The sequence below is a fragment of the bacterium genome (genome assembly GCA_021108215.1).
Taxonomy (GTDB): domain Bacteria; phylum Oederibacteriota; class JAAXVQ01; order JAAXVQ01; family JAUVAV01; genus JAIORK01.
Window position 1 is genome coordinate 16,403 of record JAIORK010000011.1, and the last position, 11,841, is coordinate 28,243.

Annotated in this window: 10 protein-coding genes; all 10 read right to left on the bottom strand. The window is 42.0% G+C overall.

What is annotated here, in order from left to right; translation table 11 throughout:
* Positions 1–2 precede the first annotated feature (2 nt).
* Positions 3–674: a DUF3793 family protein gene (locus K8S19_01975; protein ID MCD4812453.1), complete on the bottom strand. Its 672-nt coding sequence runs from the start codon at positions 672–674 to the stop codon at positions 3–5.
* A 58-nt stretch (positions 675–732) separates the two neighbouring features.
* Positions 733–2,007, bottom strand: a complete 1,275-nt coding sequence (locus K8S19_01980; GenBank protein ID MCD4812454.1) for a tetratricopeptide repeat protein — start codon at positions 2,005–2,007, stop codon at positions 733–735.
* A gap of 5 nt (positions 2,008–2,012) precedes the next feature.
* Positions 2,013–2,663: an energy transducer TonB gene (locus K8S19_01985; protein MCD4812455.1), complete on the bottom strand. Its 651-nt coding sequence runs from the start codon at positions 2,661–2,663 to the stop codon at positions 2,013–2,015.
* The gene (locus tag K8S19_01990) at positions 2,660–3,061 is read right to left on the bottom strand and encodes a biopolymer transporter ExbD (protein ID MCD4812456.1); all 402 of its coding nucleotides are present in this window, start codon (positions 3,059–3,061) and stop codon (positions 2,660–2,662) included. The genes K8S19_01985 and K8S19_01990 overlap by 4 nt, the downstream gene beginning before the upstream one ends.
* A gap of 2 nt (positions 3,062–3,063) precedes the next feature.
* Positions 3,064–3,687 (bottom strand): MotA/TolQ/ExbB proton channel family protein, encoded by a 624-nt coding sequence (locus tag K8S19_01995; GenBank protein MCD4812457.1) that lies wholly within the window; start codon positions 3,685–3,687, stop codon positions 3,064–3,066.
* 242 nt (positions 3,688–3,929) lie between these two features.
* Positions 3,930–5,324: a MotA/TolQ/ExbB proton channel family protein gene (locus K8S19_02000; protein ID MCD4812458.1), complete on the bottom strand. Its 1,395-nt coding sequence runs from the start codon at positions 5,322–5,324 to the stop codon at positions 3,930–3,932.
* On the bottom strand, positions 5,321–6,115 hold the full coding sequence (locus K8S19_02005; GenBank protein ID MCD4812459.1) for a DUF3450 domain-containing protein: 795 nt from the start codon (positions 6,113–6,115) through the stop codon (positions 5,321–5,323). Before K8S19_02005 ends, K8S19_02000 begins: the two co-directional genes overlap by 4 nt.
* Before the next feature lie 149 nt (positions 6,116–6,264).
* A complete protein-coding gene (locus K8S19_02010; GenBank protein ID MCD4812460.1) occupies positions 6,265–8,535 on the bottom strand; it encodes a TonB-dependent receptor in 2,271 nt (756 codons plus the stop codon).
* 299 nt (positions 8,536–8,834) lie between these two features.
* Positions 8,835–10,982: a ferrous iron transport protein B gene (gene feoB / locus K8S19_02015; protein MCD4812461.1), complete on the bottom strand. Its 2,148-nt coding sequence runs from the start codon at positions 10,980–10,982 to the stop codon at positions 8,835–8,837.
* Positions 10,983–11,054: 72 nt separating this feature from the next.
* Entirely contained in the window at positions 11,055–11,813 is a 759-nt protein-coding gene (locus K8S19_02020) for a metal-dependent transcriptional regulator (protein MCD4812462.1), read from the bottom strand.
* Positions 11,814–11,841 lie beyond the last annotated feature (28 nt).

Genomic DNA, 11,841 nt, shown 5'->3' on the forward strand with positions numbered 1-11,841 from the left:
TTCTATCCTCCTATGGTTTGAATTTGCATTTGCTGCTTTATAAAATAACCGGCTATTTTTTCCATATACAAATCCGGATCTTTTTTATTTCCTATTAACTTCTCCATAACCATTTCCGCTTTTTTCTGAAGTTCCATGGTTCTTATGGCTTTTTCAGGATGTTTATAAACCAGCCAGCGGCCTTTTGGAAAAAGCGGTCTCTGCTTACCTTCCATAAACATTTCCACATCATGCAAAGGAAACCCCAGAAACAATCCGATTTCATGCGGAACTGATCTGGATTTAAATCGCATTGCCAATATATCAATATAATCTTCGAGTGTTTGACAGGCAGCATAACCCTGCGCACTTAAAAACCGGCATACATTTTCTTTTTCCAGTACTTGTTGTAAGTGCTCCGGCCGGTAAAAAAGAATATGCTGAGCGTTTTTCTTGGTCCCCATTTCTTTATAGGCCAATCCCAATGATTTCGTTACCTGACATCTATAGTGCGTCCATAAAAAACATTGGCTGATATTGTCGTAGTTCTCAAAATGACTTAATCCCAGCAGGCATGCCGGTTTCAGCTTGAACAAAAGTACCGCCAGTTTCTTCTGTAAAAGACCAATTAAATAGTCAGCATGCCCGGAGCAACAGTGACTGTGATATTTTTTGATATGGCGATGACTAAACATAATCCTCTCTTTTTTTTGTTAGTTTCGTCTAACTTTTAATTTAAATTTTTTCTTTCTTCTATCGAACCAGGCGTTTTACCTGTTCCAAATAATTGCCTATATGTTTTTGCGGTTTTAATAATTGGGCCGCTTCCAAATACTGCTGCGCTTTTTCATACCGTGTTCGCGCCACAGACAATTGGGCCAGCCGGATAAGGGCATCAACCTTATAGAGTTGTATCCTGCCGGCGCGCTCATAGGCAATGGCAGCCTGTTCATACGTTTTTTCATCATAATACAAATCTCCCATAGCCAGTAAGGCTTTGCCATTAAGCGGATCTTTTTTCAGCACTCGTTTATAAGCGCTTAATGCTTTGGTTTTATCACCTTCCAAATCCGCTTTTCCGGCTAATTGCAAATACAGTTTATTCGCCTGCCTGGCCGTCAGTTTATTTGCAGCATTTAATTGTTGGGCCTTTTTAATTAATTCGTTTACATAAGTAATCTCCTTTACCATTAAAAACCCGTCAATGGCCCGGAGTAAACGATTACTATCAACTGTTTTTTCAGAAAAAGCCTGTTTATAAACTATTAATGCCTGTTTCGGTTGATTTTGATTCAAAAACAGATCACCTAAAGTGCTTAAACCTTCTTTTGAAATCACCTTTAAACGTCTGGCGCTTTCCAGAGCACTGACAGCGCCGGCTGTGTTTCCCAATGACATGCGTCCATTGGCGAGCAATGCCCACAATTCCCCGCGAAAAGGATAATCTTTTATAACTCTTTCCAACAATTTAATTGATTCCTGATAACGTTCCTGTTCAAATAAAGCTTTTACCAATCCCAACACAGCATTCACATCCTTAGGATTATACATAATAGCCTGGCGATATGAAGATTCCGCAGCAACTGCATCTTCTTTCAACAAATAAGTGTATCCCAGCAATGTCAGGGTTGATGGTTTGGGCGCACCTTCCAACAATAGATGCTTTAATTCGTCAATCGCTTCATCAACTCTGTCTTGCTGCACCAGCACTCTGGCCAAATTGGCACGGGCTCTGTTAAAATTCTCCATTTTTTTCAGCGCACCACGATAAGCTTTTTCCGCTTTTTTATACTCATTCAACTGGAATCGAACATTGCCCAAAGCAAAATTCAAGGCAGCACTTGATTCAGCTTTAATTTTTGCTTCCAGTACCCGGGCTGCTTTGGTCAAATCTTTTTTGGACACTTCCGCTACCTGTGAAAGCAGCTTGGCTTCTTCCGATGAAACAACCGGTTCTCCTGCATAAACCGGTCCTGAAAGCAGAATAATTACCGCTGTCATCCCCATACTAATCTTAACTTTTAACATTTTACTTACCTCTCCAGTTTAAATTCCAAAGGCAATTCGACACTGGTAGCAACCGGGTTGTTATTGCGTCTGCCCGGTTTAAAACGCCATTTTTTAACAGCATTGATTGCCGATTGTTCAAATAAGTTGGCCGGTGCGGCTGATTGAATCTTAATGCTGCTTACCGAACCGTCAGCGTGAACAATAAATTTAATAACTACTTTGCCTTCTATACCTTTATTTCTGGCTGCCAAAGGATATACCGGCGCTACCTGATAAACAACCTTGGGCGCCTGATCTACTTCTGCAATGTCAAACACTAATTCATCCGCGTTTAACACATTACTTAAATTGAAATTCAATCCAAAATCACCCACTCCGGGTTGCAGACCAAGCACTACATTCATCTTCATCATTGATAATTGCCGCCTCACAGGATTTAGTCTCGGTTTGGGATGTTCTTTTTTCTTTTCAATCAGCAACGGTATACGGGGCGGAACTTTTTGCATTTCAACGCTCTCCACCTGCCTGACAACCAGGGCTTTTGTTTTTTTTGCCATTGACTCGATTAATGGCAAACCAAGAAATATCGTCAGCGTAATAAGCAAACTAAATATAACCACCTGCCGGCTCCAGACCGGACCAATATCGATTTGGTATATTCGGACTTTACTCATCGGGCCTCCGTAGCGATACTTACTATTTTTGCACCGCCTAATTTGCATTCATCAATAACATCCACCACCACGCCACTTTTACTGCTTTCATCCGCCATAATAATAACCGGCCGATCCTGTTCTTTGAGCATTCTCGAAACCAAACTGCGAACTCCGCGCAGTCCGATTTCTTTGCCTCCGTAAATAATACTTCCATTGGTTGCAACACCGATCATAATGCTTTGTTTTTCCAGTGTTTGCGCGCTGGCAGCTTTGGGTTTTTGTATTTCCAGCCCTATTTCTTCTACAAAGGCTGTGGTAACTATAAAAAATATGAGCAATAAAAACATCATATCAATTAAGGGAGATATATTAATGTCAACCTTGTCATCTGATTTTAAATATTGCCGCCGATTCATCTTCAGCTCCTTTTCAAAGCCAGGGAAACATGTATTTGCAATGCCAAAAGATGATGCTGCAATTGCTCCATTCGCTTTTTTAATACATTTATCCCAAATAATCCCGGTATGGCTACAATTAAACCAAATTGAGTGGTAATCATGGCCTGACTGACACCGGATGCCATTAATTCCGTGGTTTCTCTGGAATGTTCGGCAATTGCATCAAAAGTCCCGATCATACCCAACACTGTTCCCAAAAGTCCCAACAAGGGAGCCGCAGCAACCAGGGCCTGAAGAATAACCAATGTTCGGTTATAGGGTGTTACTTCTTTTTGCCATACTTCTTCAAATACATTTTCCGGTTTGCAGCCCTGTTCAATTTTTTCAATGGCATAGACTATAATTTTCCAGAAATAGTATGCCTGACCGGCCGAAACTTTTTTCAGTGCTCCCCATTTCTTTCGCAAGGACAATTCTTCTTCGATTTCATGCTGAACAATTTCCGGCATATCAAGTTTGCGTTTTAATGATTGATTCAATTGAATAAAATAATACCAAATGAGATAACAAACCAATGCTATGGGAATCAAAAGCCATCCGCCTTTTATCCAGTAACCAATACTGTCAGATAATAAATTTATCATCGTTTCCAACCTAATACCTTTCCAACCTTGCCTAGAGTATCTTGTAGGGACGTATTGCAATACGCCCCTACAATTAATTCCTTTAAAATCAAAGCCTATGGTATTTTTGTCATGCGATGTTCGCCTACGGCGATATTCCCTCGCTTCATCAATGGGCTTACCCGGCATTCGCCGGGCAAGCTGCCCATTGTGTTCGCGTTAGCATGATAAAAGCATTCGGGAATGATAACCTAAAAAACAGACTAATTGCTCAAGCTCCCGGTACCTTTCCGGTGTAGTCCATTAATAAAGCTTATTGATGTTTGTTCCAGCGTATGGACAATGGTTTTTACTCTTCTTGCCAAATAGGCATGCACCAACAAAGCCGGAATTGCGATCACCAATCCGAATTCAGTTGTCACCAATGCTTCACTGATACCGCCGGAAAGCAGATTTACTTTTCCGGTTCCAAATATTGCGACCATATCAAAGGTATGGATCATGCCGGTAACTGTACCGAGTAATCCCAATAGCGGCGCTGCTGCCGCCGCCACCGACAGAATGGATAAATTTTTCTCAAGATAAGGAATCTGACTCATAATCTGCTCATGCATAATTTCCTCAATATGTTCCTGGGATGCTTTGTGATGATGAATCCCTTCTAAAAGCACTGTTCCTATTGGTGCGCCGACTTTTTCCGCTTCAGTTTTTGCTGCTGCAATTTTTTTATTATGCAGCAAACTTAATACCTTACATATTACAGGATCCGCATTAACTTCCAGTTTCATCAATGACCTAAATTTCCAGACAGCTGTAACCAGACAGAGTAATCCCAAACCCAGAATGGGTATCATGGTTATACCTCCGGCTTGTATATGCCCAAACCAGGTTTTTTTATACTTTTTAACTTTCAAGGCTTCGCCCAGCGTGAAATCAAGAGGTATATTTTTTTCATTTCCCTTTAGTAAGGATGAAATAATATCAGGCGCTATGTTATAAACCATCGCCAACGTACTGCTGCCTAATTTAATACCCAAAAGTCCTGCAACTTTTTGCTTATCATCCACAAAATATTCTATAGGTCCTGCCTGAACTATATTTCCTTTGTGCAGATAACCTGATTCATCCAATGCTTCACCTTTATAGATATAACCGCCTAATTGCTGTCTGTTTTTTCGAGCTGTAAATTCCAGTACCGGCTGAACAGCTTCCAGGACCGCTTCCGGAGTGTCCAAATTTAAAAAACGATCTATTTTAGCGAACTCACCGGCATAATGCTTAACTTCACTGCCACTCATTCGCACCATGGTATCTTTCCGGTATTCATTAAGCAAAGCAACTGCGAAATGTATTTCTTCTTTTAATAACCCTGTCTGATCTTTCAATTGTTCATAACCGGCTTCTTTCATCCAGAGAACATCTTTTAACATTTCTTTTTTTTGCCGCAAAGGAAGCAATGCCTGTTCAAGTGTTTCCAGCTTTTGGCTCATCACCACACGTCCGGCGCTGTTTTTTTCGCGAATATCCGCCAGTTTTTGATTCTCAAGAGCAATTTCCTCTTTGACTTCCAGAACCGTCTTTTCAATGGATTGCTCTGCATGAACCTGCCCGGTTAATGTGATCAGGCTTATTAAAATTAACAGCAGTATTCTTTTCACGGCACATCCCTTTCAAACTTTACGGGCAAGTGAACAAAGTCCGCAATCTGACTATGATTATTGTATTCAATGCTTTTGCGAATTTTTCCCGCCAATTCGCAGCGCCATTCCCATTGCCACCCGTTTATACCGGGACGTCCAATACCGGCTTGCCGGTTATCCGTAGATACACAATACCCCTGGGCCAGACCTAAATAAATCACATCGCATTCCCGCTCTTTTCCATCATCCCCCAGCAGTACTTCTTTCGCTGTATTAATACTTTTTTGATACAGTTCAATTTTGGAATATACACCTATGATGGTTTGCAGCCGCTGCGAAATACTTCTTTTCCCTGCTGCTTTTAATTGACCAAACATTTTTTCCATTTCTTTTTTTAATGAAGATGGTAATTTTGTTTGCCATTTAAGCAACTCTTCTTCCGCCTGTTTAAGATGAACCTGACTGCCGGCCAATGCCCGATGATAGCGTTCCTGCTGCGCCTGCCATTTAATCCGTTTGATACGATTGCTGTGTTTATCCTGTTCCATAGCGCGCACTTCTTTTCTCAAAAGAGCTTTCTCTTTTACCAGCAATGCATGTATGCGCTCAAGCCGCGACTGTTCTTCCTGGCCGGCTAGTTTTTCAGCTTCAACCTGCTGCTGGATTTCCGTCAACTGGCGAACCAGCTTGTCCAAAGTCATTGTATCCGCTATTGGATGATGCAGCTCGTGACGCGCGCTTTTATGCGCTGCCACCATTTTTTCACAGCCATGGCTTTTATTTTCTTCCGCATATAGCAATGGTCTCACCCAGCCTGCCAGCAGGAGAGCTATAAAAAAAGAACATGCTATTTTCACAGTTACGTTGTGTTCATTCATTTTCTTATCCTTCCGTAATATTCACAATATGGTAGTGACCAGGCATGCCTGGTCACTACCTGACAATTATTCAGCGTGCATCAGAAGGCGAACTTGGCCCCACCGTACAGAATGCGCCCGGTATAGGGTTTATACATAAACGCCGCATCATCAGGTCGTTTATCGGTTTGTATTTCATTTAATGCGTTTTTCGCTCCGGCAAACAAGGTCAGCCCCAGTTTGTCAAAAGTATAGGCTGCACTTACAGTCATCATGAGGTACGGATCGGTTTTGACGATTTCACTGTCAGCAGACGCTACATCGTCTTCTGCATTGTAATCAATGTATTGACTGCCTATCCAGTCAGTGTCCACTGAAAACTTCCAGTTATCCGGCTGGTAAACCACGTTGATCCCTGCTGTCATCTGAGGCACACGGGAAATGTACTTACTATCTTCTAAATATTTATCACCATGCACCGAATGATCCGCCCAATCACCGCGCGCTTCATTGTGTTTGGCATCTGTATATGCTGCATCCAGTTCTACTATCAGATTACGCAGCACATCCATTTCTCCGGACAACTCCACTCCCTGGGTATGAGCCTGACCGGCATTTTCCCAGATGTAATCATATCTCAGAGTATTGGCGCTTGATCCGTCAGGCGCATCCGCCAACTCCACTTTACCTTCCAGATCAGTCCTGAAAACATTGGCACTGGCTGAGTACCAGGACCCAACATAATCAACACTCATATTGTAGCTAATGGATTTTTCCGGTTTTAAATCGTCTCCTTTGAAAACACGGGGCGAACCGCTGCAAAGATGCAAATCTTCAGCAAACCCAAAAGGCACACGAAAACCCTGGCCAACATTAGCGCGTATTTTCATCGATTCCATCGGCACAAACATTAATCCGACGCGCGGTGTAAAAGCATTTTCATCATAGGTTAAAGATCTTTCCACCAACCCAAGCAATTCACCACCGCTAAAAACGGTTTTGGATTGATGCATGTCATAGCGTCCTCCAATAATCAAATCAAGACTTTCCAACAAACCCCATTCATCCTGGAGGTATAATCCCAGGTCATCAGCTTCTTTAGTGCTGGTTGACATATAGGGCGAACCGTAGTCAGAAACAGTATCATCCACAATCACATACATGCCGCCTTCTTTAAGATAATTATGCGACAAGGTCACGCCGCCCAGAATAAAATGTTCACCGCCCAATTTAGCCGGCAAACCATAATTAATATCCGCTACATAAAAGTTTTCATCCGCCATATAGGGATTCATATCAGCACTGCCCGGATAGGTTCCATTGGCTTCCAGATAATCACCCACAAAAGTATCATTGGTGGCATTACGATGATGTTCCGTATAGGTCGCATGAAAGTTGCACACGCTTTGATTGGAAAAAGTTTTTTTATAACCGACTCCTGCTTCCACCCTGTCGGTATAAATATGTTCACTTCCTTCTGCAAAAGGATTCTGAAAGGCATTCGGCAGTTCGCCGCCTTTGCGCGCTTCTTTAATGTTACGTCCGTTAAATGTCAAAGTATCCCTGCCTAAAAGCTCATGCACATTAATGCGAAAACCAAGTGAGGAATTATCGCTCCATACCCGGTCAGAGGCCAAATCGTTATTTTCATCAATAATATCTCCATTATCTTTCTGGGCTGCAATTAGCATATCCACCTGTTCGTTCAATTTGGCTGATGCCGCCAAGGCGTATAAATTGGTATTATCCGTGCCAAAGCTGGTTGAAATTTCCATAGATGGTTTTTTGCCAGGACTTTTTGTGATAACATTAATCACACCTGAAATAGCCTTATTTCCATAAAGCGCTGAACTGGCTCCCTTAACAACTTCAATCCGCTCTACACTGGAAGCCGGAATTTGTTGTAATCCGTAAATCGAAGCCAGACCTGAATAAATCGGCTGGCCGTCGATAAGCACCTGAACATGATCCCCGGCCAATCCCTGCATACGAACCTGGGAAAAATTACAAAACGAACATTGCTGTTCAACGCGGATACCGGCCACACCATCTAAAGCTTCATATAAATTGACCGCTCCTTTTAACGCCAGATCTTCCGCAGTAATAATTTCCGTACGTATTGGAACATCGGACAACACACGTTCCGACTTGGTACCGGTTACCACCACCTGATCCATTTTGAATTCAGCAATTTCTTTTTTCTTTTCAACAACTGCTTCTTCCATCGCAGAATCCGCCTCTGCAATAACCGGTGAATCCATTGCCATATTATCCAGAATCACTTCCTGATTTTCAGCTTTGACTATTGCACTACCTGTCACAAACATGGCTAAAACCATTAAACTTATTACACTTACTTTTTTACCAAACATTCTTCTTCTCCTTTGTAGTTAGACTAGTCTAACTTAGCTGTTAAATTTTTTTATTTCTTTTTACTACAACCGCAGCTGCTGTCACATCCTTCGCAACTGTGGGATCCTTGACGGTCTCCACTTATTGTCAACTCAGGTCTTAACTTCCTTTTTTTACTATAAACCGTTACCAGGAATATACATGATGCACCCAATGCCAGAGCAATAACAACAGTTTCCATAACCAACCTCCTTTTCTATGTTAGATTAATCTAACTTTAAAATTATTTCTTTTCTTTCGCTATCCCCAAACATAGCTCCTATATCCCGATTTTCAACAATGTCCCAATTTGATAAACCAGAAATGTAAGAATATAGCCTACAATCGTCAGTCCAAAAAACTGTGCTGCCGCCCATTTCCATGATCCGCTCTCTTTGCGCGTTATGGCAACCGTTGCCACACATGGGGTTGCAATAAGCATAAAAAGCATCATACAAAAGGCAACCAGCGGTGAATAATTCTTCTTCAATTTTTGCCGAAGTGTTGTTGATTCTTCATCTACCGCACCTAATGAAAATACTATTCCCATTTGCGCTACAAATACTTCCTTAGCTGCAAAAGCACCCAGCATAGCAGTTGAAATACGCCAGTCAAATCCGAGTGGTTTGAAAAGTGGTGCAACAGCACAGCCAACGCGTCCGATACATGAATATTTCAAAGCATCTGCTGCTGCTTTGCCCTCTACGGTTTCTATTTCTTCATTGGTTTCAGCTGATTCCGGTAATACTTCCTGGGTAAGATGAACCTCGCTCCCTTGGGCGCGATCAATCGCGCCCCTACTGGATTTCTGCTGAGGGAAAACAGCCAATACCCACAAAATAACAGAAATAGCCAAAATAAGCGTCCCGGCTTTTTTCAGATAGAGCCATGATTTTTCCCACATATGCATAAAAATACTGCGCATAGTTGGCAGCCGGTAGGGCGGCAATTCCATAACAAATGGTGCAGACTCACCTTTGAATACGGTCATGCTCAAAATTTTCGCTCCGGCCATTGCAATTAGAATGCCGATTACATAGAGCAGCATAACAATACGCGCTGTCCATAGACCTGGAAAAAATACCGGTGCGATGAGAGCATAAATCGGCAAACGGGCGCCGCAGCTCATGAGCGGCAATATCATCATGGTAATCAAACGATCGCGCCTGTTCTCCATGGTCCGCGTAGCCATAATCGCCGGCACCGTACACCCAAAACCAATGATCATGGGAATACAACTTTTGCCGTGCAAACCAATGCGATGCATAAGTTTATCCATAATAAAGGCCGCCCGGGACATATATCCCGAATCTTCCAGCAGCGAAATTCCCAGAAATAAAAGTACGATGTTGGGTAAAAATATCAGCACTCCTCCTACCCCGCCAATAATGCCGTCAATCAAAAGGGACTTCAAAAAACTGTCTGATCCATCCGGCCACCAGCTGCTCACAACAACACCCATCCACCCAAAAAAACTTTCAATCCATCCCATCGGTGCTTCACTGATCGAAAAAGTAAATTGAAAAATCAAAAACATTATGAGTAAAAATAAAGGAAATCCCAAAACACGATTTGCCACAACAGCATCCACTTTATCGGAAAAATCATGCCGCACTTCCGCAGAAGTCATGATTGCTTCCTGGCACGCACCGGAAATAAAACCATACCGGGCTTCTGCAATAAGGACCTCTGCCGGATCATTGGTTAATTTTTTTAAATACTTTTGAGCCTTATTAGCCACTTCATGGACCGCTGGGGATTGAATCAGCTCTTCAATTTCTTCATCTTTCTCTAAAAGTTTTACTGCCATCCATCTTGGATTCACATCTCCCGGCCCGGCATTTTCTTTTTTAAGAACATCATCAATTTTTCCCAGAGCTTTTTCAATATCCTGATTGTAATGTACTATCGGTGTATCGCAGGCAAGCCGGCACTGCAAACGGTTAATTATAGCTGCTTTTAATTTATCCAATCCCTTACCATTGCTGCCAACGGTAGGAACAATCGACACATTAAAAAGCCTCTCTAATTGCTTAAAATCATAATAAATACCTTTGCGCTTAGCCAAATCACTCATGTTCATGGCCAGAACAAGGGGGATATTCATTTCCATTAATTGTGTTGCCAAATACAGATTACGTTCCAGATTAGTCAAATCGAGAACATCGACAACTACATCCGGCTTGTCCTGAATGATAAAATTCCGCGCAACTTTTTCATCCAGCGATTGCGCTGACAAACTATAAGTGCCCGGTAAATCAACAACCTTGATATCCCAATCCTGATATTTAAATTTGCCTTCTTTTTTCTCAACCGTTACACCGGGATAATTGGCCACTTTTTGATTGGACCCGGTCAAGAAATTAAATAATGATGTTTTACCTGAATTAGGATTACCCGCCAGCGCAATAGTTAACTTGTTTTTCATAACCACACCTTTTTATTTTTATAGGAAACTTTCGTAGGGAACAGTCGCGACTGTTCCCTACATTAACATTGTTTATTTTAATATTTTCACATCTATGCTCTTTGCTTCTTCTTTGCGCAAAGATAAATGATAACCTCTAATTTTGATATCTATAGGATCACCTAAAGGCGCTATTCTTTCTACCGTCAAAACAGCGCCGGTGGTGACACCCATTTCAAGAATGCGTTTTCTAAATACACCGCGATGGTTTATTTTCAATATCTCAGCCTTTTCCCCCGGCTCCAGTTTACTTAAAACACTCATTTCCGCTTGCTCCTTATTTCCCGTCACATGCAGTCTGACTCTCCTTGACATATTATCCAAACATTGGACACAGGGCCGGGCGTTCGTTTCATCACAGTAATACTTATGATATTGTGCTATCCAGTCCTTACCATTCCGTGGACAAATATCAATAAATTCCATAAATTTTATAAACTTATCCGTCATATCTTTTGTGAGTACATGCTCCATTTTACAGGCACTCTCATCGGCCTGCTTTTCATCAACATCCAGTATTGTGACAAAAAACTCCTTCAAGGTTTCATGCCGCCGGATAATATCCCGGGCAACAGTTTCACCGTGTGCTGTGAGTGTCACATTACTATAAGGCGCGTAATTAATCAGCTGCTTCTTGGCCAACGTACGCAAGGCCACTGTGACCGAAGATTTTTTTACTTTAAGTGCTTCCGCCAATTGCGTTGACCGGGCTTGGTTCTCACGCCGGATCAAATGATAGATTGCCTCCAGGTAATCTTCCAAGCTGCCGGTCAATGTCTGTTCACCTGCCATAATTCTGCTCCTGTTATTTGTTAGGTCG

Bases quoted from the DNA above. Each gene is read 5' to 3' on its own strand.
- K8S19_01975 (MCD4812453.1), bottom strand. From the start codon at position 674: ATGTTTAGTCATCGCCATATCAAAAAATATCACAGTCACTGTTGCTCC.
- K8S19_01980 (MCD4812454.1), bottom strand. From the start codon at position 2,007: ATGTTAAAAGTTAAGATTAGTATGGGGATGACAGCGGTAATTATTCTG.
- K8S19_01985 (MCD4812455.1), bottom strand. From the start codon at position 2,663: ATGAGTAAAGTCCGAATATACCAAATCGATATTGGTCCGGTCTGGAGC.
- K8S19_01990 (MCD4812456.1), bottom strand. From the start codon at position 3,061: ATGAATCGGCGGCAATATTTAAAATCAGATGACAAGGTTGACATTAAT.
- K8S19_01995 (MCD4812457.1), bottom strand. From the start codon at position 3,687: ATGATAAATTTATTATCTGACAGTATTGGTTACTGGATAAAAGGCGGA.
- K8S19_02010 (MCD4812460.1), bottom strand. From the start codon at position 8,535: ATGTTTGGTAAAAAAGTAAGTGTAATAAGTTTAATGGTTTTAGCCATG.
- feoB (MCD4812461.1), bottom strand. From the start codon at position 10,982: ATGAAAAACAAGTTAACTATTGCGCTGGCGGGTAATCCTAATTCAGGT.
- K8S19_02020 (MCD4812462.1), bottom strand. From the start codon at position 11,813: ATGGCAGGTGAACAGACATTGACCGGCAGCTTGGAAGATTACCTGGAG.